Source organism: Mesorhizobium sp. M1A.F.Ca.IN.022.07.1.1 (assembly GCF_003997575.1).
In the GTDB taxonomy this organism is placed as follows: domain Bacteria; phylum Pseudomonadota; class Alphaproteobacteria; order Rhizobiales; family Rhizobiaceae; genus Mesorhizobium.
Map to the genome: position 1 here is coordinate 1 of NZ_RZST01000128.1, position 14,952 is coordinate 14,952.

A 14,952-nucleotide genomic window follows, 5' to 3' on the forward strand; every position below is an offset into this window, starting at 1 on the left:
ACAAGAATGGTTACCTATCTCGACGCCGCAACGGCCCCCTTGAGAAACACCGGCCAGATCCGCCTCTATGGCGAGGAAGGGTTTGCGGGCATGCGCAAGGCCTGCGATCTCACCGCGCGCTGTCTCGACGAGCTTGTGTCGATGGTGAAGCCCGGCGTCACCACCGAGACCATCGACCGTTTCGTCTTCGAATTCGGCATGGATCACGGCGCATTGCCGGCCACGCTCAACTATCGCGGCTACACCAAATCGTCCTGCACTTCGATCAATCACGTGGTCTGCCACGGCATTCCCGACAACAAGCCGCTCAAGGACGGCGACATCGTCAACATCGACGTCACCTACATCCTCGACGGCTGGCACGGCGATTCCTCGCGCATGTATCCGGTCGGCACGATCAAGCGCGCCGCCGAGCGCCTGCTCGAGGTGACTTACGAATGCCTGATGCGCGGCATCGCCGCAATCAGGCCGGGCGCTCGCACCGGCGCGATCGGCGCCGCTATCCAAACCTATGCCGAGGCCGAGCGCTGCTCGGTGGTGCGCGACTTCTGTGGCCACGGCGTCGGCCAGCTTTTCCATGACGCGCCGAACATCCTGCATTACGGCACCGTCGGCGAAGGCGTCGAGATGCGGCCCGGCATGATCTTCACCGTCGAGCCGATGATCAATCTCGGCCGCCCGCATGTGAAGGTTTTGTCTGACGGCTGGACGGCGGTGACGCGCGACCGTTCGCTGTCGGCACAGTACGAGCATACGATCGGCGTCACCGATAGCGGCTGCGAGATCTTCACGCTGTCGCCAAAGAAGCTCGACCGCCCCGGCTTGCCGGATTAGTCTGCCGCAGGCACGGCATCGGCAGGATTCCCTATTTGGCAAGGCCACTTAGGCTATCGAAGCCCGGCAACATCACCAAGCCCGGCTCCGGTCAGAAGTGCGGACCTGAGGCACATGGCTGCCGGCAACAAGGGTTTGTCGAGCCGTCGGGCAAGATAGATCCAGCTCTTCGTCGTCCCATTTTCACCAAGCGCAGCGGCTGAAAGCTGCACGAGCCGCTCTTCGACTAGATCCTGCGCGATCAACCAAAGTGGAAGCCGCCCCCAGCCGATGCCTGCTCTGATCAACGCCAGTTTCGCCTCTTGGCTACCCACCCGCCACTTGCGCTGGGAGAGCACGCCATAGTCGCGGCCATGGGAGCGAGGAGAAGCGTCCATCAGCACGATCTGGATGTGATCGGCCAGCTCTGGCGTACTCACCCGGCCTTTCTTCGCTATCAAGGCAAGAGCGTGCCCAGCACCGACGACCGTCGCCATCGACAGCGGCGCGAGGGAATCGAATTCCAGGCGCGGATCGCGCAGGTCTTCGCCCACCGTTATCGCGAGGTCGACCGTGCCTTGCAGGAGGCAATCGATCGGTTCCCCAAGGGTACCTATCTGCAACCGGACGCCAACCGTCGGATAGGTGGCGTGGAGGGCTTCAAGAGCCCTGCCGACGGCCGGCAATGGAACAAGCGTGTCCACCATCAGCGCAAGCTCGATTTCAATGCCGCTGCCCATACCCTGCGCCTTCGCGCGCAGCAGATCGGCGCGTAGAACCAGCGAGCGACAGTCGTCCAGCAGGGCCCGTCCGTCCGAGGTCAAGGTCGGCCGACGAGTCGACCGGTCGAACAGGACCGTCTTGAGTTCGGTCTCCAGATTGGCAATCGCGTGGCTTACCGCCGACTGGGCGCGACCGAGCCGCATGGAGGCCAGGCGAAAGCTACCCGCGTCCGCCACGGTTAGGAACATCCGCATCTGATCGAGAGTGAGCGCGTCGAGCATGATCGATCAATTAGATCAGAAAGCGCCAACTTTTAGCAATCCCATCGATCGTCCCGATGTGTCATCAGTTTCCTGGCCTGAGACAGGAGAGCGAAGTGACTGAACGGCTCAAGCTCGCAGCGCTGATCGGCAGCACGCGGGAACGACGCTATGGCGACAAGGTCGGACACTGGTTTGCCCAGGAGGCGCAGAGACTGGGCGATTTCGAGCTTTCCCTCATCGATGTTGCAGACATTGATCTGCCCAGCCGGCACTTGGCGGAGCCGACACCGGCGATGAAGGCATTCACGAGTAAGCTCGCCAAGGCAGACGCCTTCGTTGTCGTCACCCCCGAATACAATCACAGCATGCCCGGTCATCTTAAGCACGCTATCGACCAGGCTACTGAAGAGTGGCACGCCAAGCCGGTCGGCTTCGTTTCATACGGTGGCGTTTCCGGCGGGTTGAGGGCCGTCGAACATCTTCGGCAGGTATTTGCCGAGCTCCACGCCGTCACCGTCCGGGACGCAGTAAGCTTTCACGGGGTGTGGGAGCATTTTGCCGATGGTGCGGGCCCGCTCGATCCGAAGCGCAGCTCCGGCGCTGTCAAAACCATGCTCCACCAACTCAAGTGGTGGGCTCTTGCGCTGAAGGAGGCGCGTTCGCGCGCCCCCTATACCGTAGGCTGACACATGGATTCGCAACGCATCATTGCATGCGCCCTCATGACCATAGCCATGACGCTGGTCGGATCCGGCGTGGCGGCCTCGAAAATCATTGCCGGCGGCATGCACCCTTTCCTCGCCGTTCCCCTCCGTTTCCTGATTTCGACGCCGATCCTCTGGGGACTCGTCTTCCTGACAAGCACGCCGCGGCCGCGGCTCTTGGCAAAGGAATATGTGATTGTGATGATTCAGGCGGCCGCGGGCAGCGCCGGCTATAGCATTCTAATGATCCTCGCCTTGACCTTGACGACGAGTGCCAATGCCAGCGTCATCCACGGCCTTCTGCCTGTATTGGCTGCCCTCGTTGCAACGTTGGCCTTGAAGGAGAGGCTTGGCGCCAAGCTCTGGATCGCGGTCGGCGCTGTCACGGCAGGCGCACTTCTTGTCAATGTCGCCTCTGCCAAGGGTCTTGGCCTCGATCTGAAGCTGCTGGCGGGTAAACTGCTGGTGGTCCTCGCTGTTTCCGGCGAAGCACTGTTTGCGATCCTGAACAAGAGAATCAGCAAGCCGCTGGCGCCGCTCTATCTCGCGGCGCTGATGAGCAGCATTTCACTGCTGCTGACCTTGCCGCTCGCCGCCGGCCTTGTCGCGCTTAGCACCGTTGCAGCAGCACCTGCCGCCCTATTGGCGACAGTCTATATCAGCATTTTTCCCACCGTGATCGGCTTCTGGCTCTGGTATTCAGGAGCCGCGCGCGCCAGCGGCGGAGAGGCTGGCGTGTTCATGGCCGTGCTGCCGGTCGCGGCACTCGCGCTCTCGTTTCTTCTTCTCGGCGAGACCATCACGCCGATCCACATTCTCGGAACCGCCCTTGTCGTCCTCGGCATCGCTGTTTCGGTCAGCGGGGCAAGAACGGTGAAGAAGCAGGCTGCCGAGGGTGCCCATGTTTAACGCTCGCCAATAGGCGATGCAGCCCTCATCGTCACGGCGTCTTGATATGTCCCAGCAACGCTCCCGGCTACTTTCTTGAAATGATCGAGAACCGTTTCGCGTTTCAGAATCATGCTTTAGTCTCTGGCAAAGGTCTTCTTTCGATCAGCGATGTGGGCGGGCGATGGGAAAAGTCGAGGACGAGCGGGCGTTTTTCTCTGAAGCCTGGGTAGAGCCGCCGAAGAAAGAGGTGGCGCCTGTTGAGAAGCCGCACTACCACGGCCATCGTGATCGTCTGCGCGAACGCTTCTTGGCCGGCGGTCCGGACGCCCTGCCCGACTATGAACTGCTTGAGCTGCTTCTCTTCCGGCTGATCCCGCGCGTCGACACCAAGCCGATCGCCAAGGCGCTGATCGCGCGCTTTGGTTCGCTTGCCGAAGTGCTCGGCGCGCCGGCGTCCCTGCTCGAGGAAGTGAAGGGCATCGGGCCGACGGTGGCGACCGATCTCAAGGTCATCGCCGCCACGGCGCAGCGCATGGCGCGCGGCGAAGTGCGCGGCCGCGAGGTTCTGTCGAACTGGACGCAGCTTCTCGATTATTGCCGCTCGGCCATGGCCTTCGAGGCCCGCGAGCAGTTCCGCATTCTCTTCCTCGACAAGAAGAACGGGCTGATCGCCGACGAGGTGCAGCAGACCGGCACGGTCGACCATACGCCTGTCTATCCGCGCGAGGTGGTCAAGCGCGCGCTCGAACTTTCCGCCAGCGCGATCATTCTGGTGCATAACCATCCGTCCGGCGACCCGACGCCCTCGCGCGCCGACATCGACATGACCAAGCAGATCATCGAGACGGCCAAGCCGCTCGGCATCGCCGTTCACGACCACATCATCATCGGCCGCAAGGGCAATGCCTCGATGAAGGGCCTGCTGCTGATCTGACAGTCCCGAATATCAGCTGGAAATCATCCGACGGCGGGCACCTCGCGGGCAATGGCTCGATCGAGACGCGTTGACGTTAGTTCATCAAAAGCACCAGAGCGGGATGCAGCTTCTTCAGGTTCGGCAGTGATTTCGATTGCCAGGGTATGTCGGGCGTTCCGCGCACGACAAGTCGAACATCGGGATGCTTGCGCACCTCGATGGTAAATTTCGCCAGCAGGTTGATGCCGGAAGAGTTGAGAAAGTGAAGGTCCTTCAAATTGAGTGTGATGGAAGCGGGATTTGAGGCAAGAACACTGGTCGCCAAAGCCGTGATCGGCGCACCCGCCTCGGAACTGGCAAGCCGCATTGCACCGTCGAAAAAGATATCGCTTCCCTCAGTCCACACGCGGTAGTCGTCTGTCTTGATTTCCATATCTGGCTTCGTTTCATCTAGTTGTGAGTTTGCGAGATCGGAATGGAGGCATATGTTTCCAGGCAAATACGGTCGTTTTCATCGGCCGGGCTGAATATCCAGGCCAGACGTGCGCCATAGTCGCTCATCAACGTCAGCAATCCAAGCCCGGAGCTCCCCACGTCGGGGTTCGCGGCATTCGCCTCAATCCGCTGTATCAGCAGGTCCTTTGGGTCGCCAACCGTGATGTCCGCCAGCAGGCTTTGGAACTCGGACGCGATTTCACCATCGACGTCATTCGACACCTTCAGCTTGAAGCACTCCGAATCCATCGACGCCTCAACCACGATTTCGCCTGGTGCGCGGAACTTGACGGCGTTTTCGATGAGTTCGTTGACCAGATATCCGATGCTATGCCGCACCTCCATGTAGTCATTGCGCGACGACTGAAAGCGCAACGCGAAAAGATCGGCAATGAAGTCCGAGGTCGTGGCGCAGTGACGCCAACTCAAGTCGAGAGGTCCGTCGAACAGCCGCACGCGACTGACGCTCCCCTTCATCCCGATTGCAATGTCAGGCGTACCGAACAGCGCTGTCATCCTACGTATGCCTTATGATCACGAGTGTGATGTCGTCGTGGATCTTCTGGATTCCGATATGGGCCATCAAATCCTCGATGATCCCGGTCTTGATGTCCTCGGCGCTCCTGCCATGGCGCTTTTGCACGCTCTTGCAGAGGCGATCGAACCCGAACAGTCTTCTGTCTTCATCTTCCGCCTCGGTCACACCGTCGGTGTGCAACACGATTACGTCGCCGCTCCCGAACACGATGTCTCGCGTGTCAACAAACTGCGAGATGTCGTTCTCCAGGCCAACGGGCAGACCCAGATCAAGCGTGTCGATACGTTCGACGTCCCCATCCGCACGCACGACGAGAATGTCCTCGTGCTGGCCGGATAGCGTTACCCGCCCGTCCTCAAAGTCAAGAAAGGCCAGCGAGAGATGCTTGTCGGTGTTCGTCCGCTCGATGTTCTTGTAGATGGCCCTGTTCAGACGAACCAGAAACTGATGCGGATCGCCTTCGTTGGCCTCCTGCAGCGCGCGTGCAACGGATTGGACCATCAGCATCAGCACGCCGCTCTCGAGACCATGACCGGTCACGTCGCCGATGCCTATCTTGACCCGTGATCCGTTCTGGAGGACGTCGTAGTAGTCCCCGCCCACCTCGTCGGCCGGCCGCATGTAGGCCGCGATCTCCAGCCCCGGAATCCCTTCGAGTTCGAACGGTTTCGGCAGGACCATCATCTGGATTTGCCTGGCGACCGCGAGTTCGGCGCCGAGACGGACGTTCTCGTCCCGCAGCTTTTCGTTGAGCGCGGAAATCTCCTGATTTGCGTCGCCGAGTTCCCTGGTGCGTTCGTCGACGAGTTGCTCGAGGTTTTCTGTGTGAAAGCTGATCTGCTCGGCCATGCGGTTGAAGGCGACCCCGACCGCTTCAACCTCGTCGCGCGTTGGAACGCGAACACGGACCGAATAGTCTTTGGACTGTAGCCTCTGGGCGGCGCTGGCAAGCGCCCTGAGGCCGGCCGTGATCCGCTTCGAGATGCCGAGCACTGCCGCAAATACAATCAGAAGCGAAACGACGATGGCGGCAACCTGAAAGAGCAGAATACGATTGGTCGCGCGAGAAATACTCTTTTGCGCGGCGACCAGGGACGCATAGATTTCGCGTTCTGGAACGACGATTCCGACCGACATCGTTTCAGACTTGATCGGTCCCGAGCTCCACAGATTGGTCGGCTTCAATCTTTTGAGGACAACTATGTAGGGTACGTGTTCGCCCTTGTTGTCGAGCATGATATGCTGAATGACACCGTCATTGTTCTGGTCGAGCGGCAGCGACGCGATGGCCGGCTGCGTGCTTCCCCGCAGGGACCTCTCCAGGCCGGTGACGCCCTGCGTGCCCGCATCGTTGGATGAAGTCAGGCCGATGATCGCCTCGCCCGATGGATTGATCGCCACTACATTGCCGGTCGACATCGTGAGGAAGCCGAACCCGGTTTCGGCGATCTTGACGCGCTCGACGACTTCCGCGAGTTGATCGAGAGTGATGTCTGCACCCGCTACACCGGCGATACCGGTACGGTCGCGCGTCCACAGCGGGTGGAAAAAACTGACGATCAGCTTTCCCGTGATCGCATCGGTGTAGGGCGCTGTCTGAGTGATATCGTCGGGGACTGGACGTGAGGCTGGATCCTTCGCCCATTGCTGCCATGACCCATAGATCCCCGGAAAGAAGAACTCCCAGAACTCCGCCTTGTTGTGGCCTGGATAGAGCCGGTCGAAGGTCTGTGCCTGGTCCGTATACGGTACCGTCCTGAAGATCGGCCGTTCCTTCGGACCAATATAGTACATCTGCAGTTTTGGCGATCCGCTGGCCATAAGGGTCGGCGCGACGAGATCCAGAACGGTACTGTCTTCGATTTCCTGCTCAACGCTCGGCAACGGCGTGTGGTCGGCGCCCAGCAGGTAGCCCCAGACGCTAATCACGGAAGGCGCGCCCGGCAGGTTCTGCGCCCAATCGCCCTTCGCGTCATAGACGACCTTCACCGAGCCGGGTGCCTCCTGCGAAAGGGTTGCTCCGACCTGTCGCTGCCGGCTCGGATGGTCGGTCTGGGCCTGCAGAACGCCGGCCAGCGCCTTCACCTCCCCATGAACTCGATCGAGCAGGAGGTCGACGCTTAACGCCGTCGAATCGGCGTAGGAGCGAATGTATTCCTGGTTTGCGGTGGTCAGGCCCTCACCGACTTCCGACGTTGCGTCGCGCGACAGCTTTTGCACGTTCCAGAGCGCCAGGCCGCCGCTCAGCAAGAGATCGAACAGCACGGCGCCGCCAACGACCAATACGAATTTCGCCCGGAAGGAGCGCAGTCCGAAGCGCGGTGTAGGCTGATCGTCGGCTTTCATTGCGGCCTTCGCCCCGATGCGACCCAGATCGGCCAACCCGCATAACCCTTGGGGTGTAGCGCAGCGAATATGTGATCCTGGAAGCCCTGCCGGAACCGTGCAACGAACTCCGGCCCGTCGCCGCGTTTGATGGCCATCTCGCCGGCATAGACATCGGCCCAGGCGACAATGACATCGGCGAAGTCCTGCGGATCTCCGTCCAAGTTGGTGACGGTGAAGGTCTCGACACGTATGTCGTCGAATCCGGCTTCGATCAGATATCGCCGACTCTTGGGCCCGAGCTCGACGTCCATTTCGAAATGCGCGAACAGCTTCGCCACTTCATTGTATGTCCAACGGATGCTTTCGGCGCGCGGCTCGCCGAGGCAATGCGAATTCTTCTCGTTGGTGATGTAGACCCGCCCGCCTGGCTTGCATATGCGGTAGAGTTCCTTGAGGATGAGTTCCGGTCGATTGAAGATTTGAAGCGAATGTCGGCAGGTGACCAAGTCGAACTGCTCCTCGTCGAGCAGCATTTCCGAGGCATCGCCATAAGTATATTCGATGCCCCGGATATCGAACTCCCGCATCACGCGTCGGGCGTAGTCCAGGCTTGATATGGAGTGGTCGAGGGCGACAATCCGCGACGGCTGGAACTCTTTCTGCACGAGCACGGCGAAATCGCCGATCCCGCAACAGATGTCGGCCATAACGATCCCGGGTCTCATGCCATGTCGCGGCAGGATTGCACGCTCGTGGCGCCAGGTCATCTTTGTCTGCGTGCGCAGGATTGGAACGAACCCGCCTTCCTCGAGGAAGCCCTGCCCTGGATAGAATTCGCTGTCATACTCCTCGACCGTGATGTTCGGTTCGATTCCGCTCAGCCGACCGAATTTTCGCGAGGTCCATCCGACGACGCTCGACGTGATGACAACAAATTTGAGATCGGGTCGAGCGCGACAGGCATCGATGATGATTCTCGAAAAGGCGTAAAATGCAGCGTTGTTCATCTGCGCCAAGCGCCTGACATTGACGTAGAGAACGCCGCGTACTCGGCCGATCGCATCGCGAAGCAATGCCAGGCTAGGCCCAAGCTCATCGATCGCCTGAGGCCGGACCACCCCAGATATTGAGAACTCCTGGTTGTTCGCATCGTACTGCGCCTTGAAGCGCGCGTGCAGGTTGTAAGGGCTCAATGTTGCAGGCCCTCAAGCGGAAGATCCACGACGAGCGTGATCGCATCGCCGTCGGCTTCCTCGACCCTGAGTGCCGCGTTGTAGTCGACAGCCAGTTCCAGGAGTACCACCTCCCGGCTGGGCGCCAGATCCCCAGACACAGAATTGAGATATCGCTCCTTGGCCTCAAATCCCGCGACTTGCGAAACGGCTTCTTCGTAGAATTGGCGCTCCTCCGGCATGCAGGGAAATGTCAGTTCGATCCTGTCCGTCGCGCCATAGCGAGACACCCTGCATGCCAGTTCGCCGTCGGCGTGGCGGGTACGAAAGGCGACTTCCAGTAATTCGTTGAAGGCAGAGGAAAAGAGATTCGAATGCCGCACCGAGTCTGATCTGTTTTGACTGATCATCCGGGCGATGTACGTCGAGACATAATCGCAGTGTTTCCAAGCGGAGACAAAAGTCTTGATTTCCATGTCGATCTGGATCATCGGCTCAAAAGTCGGTTCGCCAACCGGGTCATGATGAACAGATCCCATCCGCATCCTCTCCTATTCCATCCGTATTTGAGCCCAGGTGACGCGATGAACTCCGGGACGGAAGTTTGACCGCCTCGTGATGAGCCAGTCCCGCATTGCGCGGCATCTAGCTCGATCGTTTTTACAGCCCTCCGATTTACAAACGGTGCAAGTGGCTAGCGCGCCCGATTTGATTCCTCCATCGCTACCAGCCCGTTCGGCGGCGACCGCCTGATGAAATCGCCGGTTGCCTCGGATCCGAGCGGCCGTCCCATGAAATTGCCTTGCAGGTAATCGCAATTTTCCTTGATCAGCCACCGTGCCTGCGCCGACGTCTCGACCCCCTCGGCGGTGACGCTAATTCCCAGGCCGTGCGCCAGACTTATGATCGATCGCACAATCGTTTGACTCTTCAGATCCGTCTCCAGGTCCGCGATGAAGTATTGATCTATCTTCAAGGTATCGAACGGAAAATTCTTAAGGTAGCTCAAGGATGAATAGTATGTTCCAAAATCGTCGAGCGAGATTCGTATTCCCAGGACGTTCAACGTATTCAAAGTATCTATATTGTCGATAGTCTTCTCAAGAAGAACCGTTTCGGTTATCTCGAGTTCAAGCCTTTCAGCTCGGATTCCAACTGCGTCGATGATCTGAGCGACCGTGTCCGTCAGCGAACCGCTTAGGAACTGAGCCGGCGACAGGTTGACTGCGACTGTCAGCGCGGAAGGCCACGCCAATGCCTGGCGACAAGCTTGCTCGAGCACCCATCGTCCAATTTCGTCCATCAGACCGTCCGCTTCGGCGATCGGAATGAACACGCCGGGCGGAATGATTCCTATCTCGGGGTGCCGCCACCGCAGCAGCGCTTCGAAACCAATCACCGACGAAGGAGGCCTGATGAGCGGCTGATAGTCCAGGTAAAGCTCGCCCCGCTCCAGCGCGGTTCGAAGGCTGCGCCTCAGATTTTCGCGTTGCTCGAGCAACAACAGCATCGAGCGATTGAACGTTCGAGCGCAGCCGCGACCATCCGTCTTGGCTGCGTAAAGAGCAATATCTGCGGCTTTCATCAGCTGCTCGCCATCGGTCCCGTGCTCCGGCCCGAAAGCGATTCCGATACTTGAACCGACGAAGACGGGAATGCCGTTGATGACGAAAGGGTCCTTGAACGAGTTGACCAGCGATGTTGCGAGGCGCTCGGCTTCCGCGGGCTGCTCCTTGCCCAATTGGATGACGGCGAACTCGTCGCCGGCATACCGGTACGCAGATTCGCCGTCCTCCAGCGCGTCGCGGATTCGACCTGCCGCGAGTTGCAGAAGCGTGTCGCCTGCCCCATGGCCGAGCGTGTCGTTGACCGCTTTGAAATCGTCAAGATCGATTTGCAGCAGGGCGGCTTTTGGCTGAGATCCGCCGATGGCCGCCAGCGCTTGCTGCAGCCGCTCGCCGAATCGCCGCCGATTCTGCAGTCCGGTCAGCACGTCGTGCGTCGCTTGATGGAGCAGAATCATATGCTCCTGCTCCTGCGCCGCGCTGCGCTCCCCCTGCTCCCGGGATTCGATGATTCCCACACCATCTGCAGTGCCGAAGACGAAAACGGAGCGGGGCGCTTCGCCCGATGATCGCGGCAGGTCAATGCTTGCCGCAGAGCCGCCCTGGAACACCCGAAGAAATTCGTCGCGGCACCTCGTATCGAGGAAGCTTGGATAGATCTCCCAAATGGCTGCGCCTGGCACAACCGCACCTCCGTACAGACGTTTAAGCCTGGCGGCGTAGTGAGTTAGGCGGAAGTCGCTATCATAGAACGATAGAAGTTCGGTCGTATTCGCCAACAGGTTAGCGAGAAGCGCTTCGCCGGCACGTGAACCATCGCTTGAGGACGACTCCTCATTCTGCGTGCCGACGCCTGATGCCTCTGAACGCAAAAGCCACCTCCGTAGGCGGTGAAAATTAGCGTCCCCCAGTTTAGAAATAGCATAAGTAACAAGCTTGGCAAACTTTCAACTCGCTATTTCAACAAGCGGTGCATGCGCTGTAATTGCAATGGATCCTCCGCTGTGATTGGCGGGCAGGTTATTCCACGATGGACGTTCATTCATTGTTAATAAATCGCGAATCGACAGATAATCGGCGTCGCGCCCGGCGTGATTCGAAATATTGCGATCCACAGGACAGAGCGGAATTCGCGGCCTGGGCTCGATCACAGACCTAGTGTTTCGAGATCGGCTTTCTCAAAAATTTGGTTTTCAGCCACGTTTTCGACGGTCCGCTCTGGTAGGGGCTATCGGCGCGTTTCGAGATGACGCCGTCGAGCTCGGTTTTCTCGGTGGCGCGAAAGATCGCGAGCGCGTCGCCCTCAAAATGCTCGCTGTATTGGATCTTGCCGAGGCCAGGCTCAACCAGTCGCCACAGCGCTTGCTTGCGTTGCAGCAGGGGTAAGGGGATAAGATTGCGACCGTCGAGATGGAGGATGTCGAAAGCGACGAACACCAGCCGGCTCGGCTCGTTCCAGATCGCGGCTTCCAGCTCAGGAGAACCGGGCGAGCCACGCCCGCCTGAGACAATCACCTCGCCGTCGAGAATGGCAGCCCGGCATGGCAGGTCGACAGCTAGCGCGATGGGCCAGTATTTAGTCGTCCAGTCGCGCCCGTTCTTGTTGTAAAGACGCGCGCCGTTCTTATCAATGATGATTTGCGTGCGGTAGCCGTCGAATTTGGCCTCGTGGACCCACCCTTCATCTTCGGGCGGCCGCTCGACAAGAGTTGGTATCTGCGGCGGAATGAACTCCAGCCGTTCGTCGTCGACCTTGTCACGCTGACTCAACTACGCCACCATCTTTGCCGGATAGCGGTGGCGCGAGCGGCACCGGCGATCTGGTATCCATTTGGACACCTGCCGCCTGTGCCTTGCCCCCACTAAGCCATTCTGCGACGGAATGAACACCGGCCAGCCGCCCCCCGGCCATTGGCACGCTTACTCAATTACGCCACACCTTCGACGGATAGCGGTAGCGCGAGCGGCACAGGCGATCCGATGTCCCCCAACTTGGACATCTGCCGCCTGTGCCGAGCCCCCACTAAGCCATCGAGCCCCCACTAAGCCATTCTGCGGCGGAATGAACACCAACCGGCCGCCTCGGCCTTGGCACGCTAACTCACTTACGCCTTTGACGGTTTGCGGCGGCGCGGTCGGCACAGGCGGTGCGATATACCCCCCAACTTGGAAACCTGCCGCCTGTGCCGAGCCCCCGCTAAGTCACAGCGAACATCTACGAATATGGCCGCGCTGTCGTTAGCTGCGCATCCAGATACTTATCCGGGCGTACATATCTCGATCGGCACGGCATCTCTCGCCAGGGATTTTGCCAATGGGGTACCGCCAGCCAAGGATCGCTTGCCCGGCAAGGATTGTCGCCGGATCCAGTATCACTCCGGGCATACTGATGAAACGTCCGCCGCGGATGCTATGATCAGCTTCCAAGTGCCTTGAGCCATCCTTCAAACGAGGAGGTCTTCTCGTGCTCGCCAAGCGAAACAGAGTGGGCGGGGCGCGGCAACACCGTCGTCCTGCGCCCTTCGCGGGGGCTGTAACCGAACTCCTTGCTGAACGCCCGGCTGAAATTTGCCGCTGAACTGAACCCGAAGGCCTCCGCAATTTGAACGATGCGCCGGCTGTCCGCCGGATCGCTGAGCGCAACATGGGCCGCTAGAAGTCGGCGACTTTGAATGTAATGGAGCACCCCACCGCTCGGTTCGAACAGCTGGTAGAGACGAGATCGCGAAACACCGAGCGCCCGGCACATTGAATCCGGCGTCAGATGAGCCGCTTCCAGGTTGTTTTGGACGTATCGACGGGCCCGCTCCATCAGCGCGACACTCGCCAGTTGTTCGGCCGCAGCCGCATGTTCGGCCGGCGGCGCTAGGCACGCAATGATCATGCTGCGGGTTGCGTGTACGATGCGAGGCAGGTCGTCAGCGGTGAGGCTGCGCAGTCTTGTTACCATGCCGTCGACATAGTCGATCAAAAGGTTTGCAAAATTGCCGGAAAGAATTGAGTTGTTGTTTGCGTCGAGGGTTGCCGCCGCGTCGGCGAACAACTCACGCGGCAAATATAGAACGAGACTTTCGGATTCGGTCATCCTCCCGCGAAACGGGTAGCCTAGCGACCTGATCTCAAGTTTGCCCGGCTGGCCCTCCGCGACACGGCGATTGACCTCCGTCCACGACCGGCCGGTATGTGGCAAGACGACATACCAATGATCGATCGAGCTGGACCGAAGCTTTGCGGCGGAACGGATGTAACTGTGCGCCGGCGTCCGCTGTTCGACGATCAGCATGCCGCCGAGATTCCAAGCCTTGTGCGCTGCGGGGAAGCCGTCGTCCAGCGATTTGTCATCCGGCAGCCTGACCTCGACAAGCGGTGCCACATGCGCTTGCCAAGCGGGGAATTGATCCTCTGCTGCCAGTTCGAGCGTTGAAAAGGACAGCGGTTCCAGTGCCGGCGCGATTGGCCGAGCCGCCTCATTGTCGGGTTGAACGTCGCGAGGCCAACGCCGTCGCTCGCGCTCCGGTACAGGCCCGGTATGCGCCTCGTCTTGCTCCTTAGCGTCCATCGCGCGTGGTGCCATATCCGATTCCGGTATGCCCATGCCCCCGCAATCATGTGGTGTATCCCGGGATCTGGCAAGCCTGTGGACCGCATCGTCGATCACGCTGGGTTACAATAAGAAATGCATCCCGAGATAAGTTTCTGGATACGAGGCTAACGACACACCTTCAGACCGGCGCCTATAGATTCCGACATCGTGAAAGCGACGTTGAGGAGACCAGGTAATGAATGAAAAAGTCAAAGGAGAAGCTCGCCGCAAGATAATTCTTGATGGATATGTCAACAACGAGCCATTAAAAGACATTGCGGCGAAGCTCGGATGCTCACTGGCGAGTTTGAAAGTCAGCGCCAGCAAACTTGGCTGCACTCGCACCCCGAAAGAGGCGGCTGACTTTCGACGCGGCTTCCGTATACCCGACAACAAACGGCAAGACTATTACCAGCTCATGCGGGTCGGCCAATATAGATCTCGGGACTGCGCACAGATTTTGGGATTATTGACAACACAATCGCCGAGCATGGAGTAACGTTACTAGAAGCTGGGGACAACATCTTTTCAAGCCTCGGTGACAAGGCCCCGCCGCAAAGCACGGGCGGCGGGCGCTGAAAGGTTCGCTCAAATGCTGCGTCGGCGTTTCAATCGCACCTGCCTTAGCCCTCTCGATCTGGCCGTTTGCGAACGCGTGTTCAATCAGGTCTGCGCAGATGAACAGCTCGATCCTTTGGACCCGGACGCCGAAATTCTAGCGGTATTGGTTGTGGCCATCTTTCGAAATGCTCACACCAGCGAACGCGAACTGCTGGAGGCGGTCAAATCTCGCCGGCAAAAGGCCAGGGCAGCCGTCCGCACGCCTAAAATGAACTAGGCTGAATCGACATTCAGCGCATCCATAACATAGCTGCGGCGAGATGGATGAAGGCGAGGAAGTGGCCGGCGCGACGATCGAAGCGTGTGGCGAAGCGTCTGAAATGCTTGAGCTTGTTGAAGC

Annotated in this window: 15 protein-coding genes and 1 pseudogene; 6 read left to right on the top strand and 10 right to left on the bottom strand. The window is 59.4% G+C overall.

What is annotated here, in order from left to right; genetic code table 11:
- Positions 1 to 6 precede the first annotated feature (6 nt).
- Complete coding sequence (gene map, locus EOA75_RS16155; protein ID WP_067325367.1) at positions 7 to 834, top strand: type I methionyl aminopeptidase; 828 nt, start codon at positions 7 to 9, stop codon at positions 832 to 834.
- Positions 835 to 887: 53 nt separating this feature from the next.
- On the opposite strand, the gene EOA75_RS16160 is transcribed toward map, so the two are convergent.
- Positions 888 to 1,817: a LysR family transcriptional regulator gene (locus EOA75_RS16160; protein ID WP_127324647.1), complete on the bottom strand. Its 930-nt coding sequence runs from the start codon at positions 1,815 to 1,817 to the stop codon at positions 888 to 890.
- 95 nt (positions 1,818 to 1,912) lie between these two features.
- Here EOA75_RS16160 and EOA75_RS16165 point away from each other — a divergent pair, with 95 nt between their 5' ends.
- The 3 genes from EOA75_RS16165 (at position 1,913) to radC (ending at position 4,328) form a co-directional block, all read left to right on the top strand.
- Complete coding sequence (locus EOA75_RS16165; RefSeq protein WP_095826136.1) at positions 1,913 to 2,485, top strand: NAD(P)H-dependent oxidoreductase; 573 nt, start codon at positions 1,913 to 1,915, stop codon at positions 2,483 to 2,485.
- Positions 2,486 to 2,521: 36 nt separating this feature from the next.
- Complete coding sequence (locus EOA75_RS16170) at positions 2,522 to 3,412, top strand: DMT family transporter (RefSeq protein WP_164747406.1); 891 nt, start codon at positions 2,522 to 2,524, stop codon at positions 3,410 to 3,412.
- A gap of 163 nt (positions 3,413 to 3,575) precedes the next feature.
- A complete protein-coding gene (gene radC, locus EOA75_RS16175; protein ID WP_067000090.1) occupies positions 3,576 to 4,328 on the top strand; it encodes a DNA repair protein RadC in 753 nt (250 codons plus the stop codon).
- A 76-nt stretch (positions 4,329 to 4,404) separates the two neighbouring features.
- On the opposite strand, the gene EOA75_RS16180 is transcribed toward radC, so the two are convergent.
- The 8 genes from EOA75_RS16180 to EOA75_RS16215 form a co-directional block, all read right to left on the bottom strand.
- Positions 4,405 to 4,743: a hypothetical protein gene (locus EOA75_RS16180; RefSeq protein WP_067000080.1), complete on the bottom strand. Its 339-nt coding sequence runs from the start codon at positions 4,741 to 4,743 to the stop codon at positions 4,405 to 4,407.
- A gap of 17 nt (positions 4,744 to 4,760) precedes the next feature.
- Positions 4,761 to 5,321, bottom strand: a complete 561-nt coding sequence (locus tag EOA75_RS16185) for an ATP-binding protein (protein ID WP_170950193.1) — start codon at positions 5,319 to 5,321, stop codon at positions 4,761 to 4,763.
- A gap of 1 nt (position 5,322) precedes the next feature.
- Positions 5,323 to 7,689, bottom strand: coding sequence for a SpoIIE family protein phosphatase (locus EOA75_RS16190; protein ID WP_127324649.1), 2,367 nt, complete (start codon positions 7,687 to 7,689; stop codon positions 5,323 to 5,325).
- Complete coding sequence (locus EOA75_RS16195; RefSeq protein ID WP_127214214.1) at positions 7,686 to 8,864, bottom strand: class I SAM-dependent methyltransferase; 1,179 nt, start codon at positions 8,862 to 8,864, stop codon at positions 7,686 to 7,688. The genes EOA75_RS16190 and EOA75_RS16195 overlap by 4 nt, the downstream gene beginning before the upstream one ends.
- A complete protein-coding gene (locus tag EOA75_RS16200) occupies positions 8,861 to 9,382 on the bottom strand; it encodes a ubiquinone biosynthesis methyltransferase UbiE (RefSeq protein WP_095829875.1) in 522 nt (173 codons plus the stop codon). Before EOA75_RS16200 ends, EOA75_RS16195 begins: the two co-directional genes overlap by 4 nt.
- Before the next feature lie 155 nt (positions 9,383 to 9,537).
- Positions 9,538 to 11,187, bottom strand: a complete 1,650-nt coding sequence (locus tag EOA75_RS16205) for an EAL domain-containing protein (protein ID WP_127214241.1) — start codon at positions 11,185 to 11,187, stop codon at positions 9,538 to 9,540.
- A gap of 376 nt (positions 11,188 to 11,563) precedes the next feature.
- Positions 11,564 to 12,178, bottom strand: coding sequence for a DNA ligase (locus EOA75_RS16210; protein ID WP_067325352.1), 615 nt, complete (start codon positions 12,176 to 12,178; stop codon positions 11,564 to 11,566).
- Between the two features lie 646 nt (positions 12,179 to 12,824).
- Positions 12,825 to 13,982, bottom strand: a complete 1,158-nt coding sequence (locus EOA75_RS16215) for a helix-turn-helix domain-containing protein (RefSeq protein WP_245466648.1) — start codon at positions 13,980 to 13,982, stop codon at positions 12,825 to 12,827.
- Between the two features lie 205 nt (positions 13,983 to 14,187).
- Between EOA75_RS16215 and EOA75_RS16220 the strand changes: the two genes are divergently transcribed.
- Together EOA75_RS16220 and EOA75_RS16225 are read left to right on the top strand one after the other, a co-directional pair.
- Positions 14,188 to 14,490, top strand: coding sequence for a hypothetical protein (locus EOA75_RS16220; protein WP_127324650.1), 303 nt, complete (start codon positions 14,188 to 14,190; stop codon positions 14,488 to 14,490).
- A 93-nt stretch (positions 14,491 to 14,583) separates the two neighbouring features.
- Entirely contained in the window at positions 14,584 to 14,829 is a 246-nt protein-coding gene (locus EOA75_RS16225; RefSeq protein WP_067000066.1) for a hypothetical protein, read from the top strand.
- Positions 14,830 to 14,842: 13 nt separating this feature from the next.
- Here EOA75_RS16225 and EOA75_RS16230 read toward each other — a convergent pair.
- Positions 14,843 to 14,952: pseudogene (locus tag EOA75_RS16230) on the bottom strand (IS5/IS1182 family transposase); the annotation flags it as partial.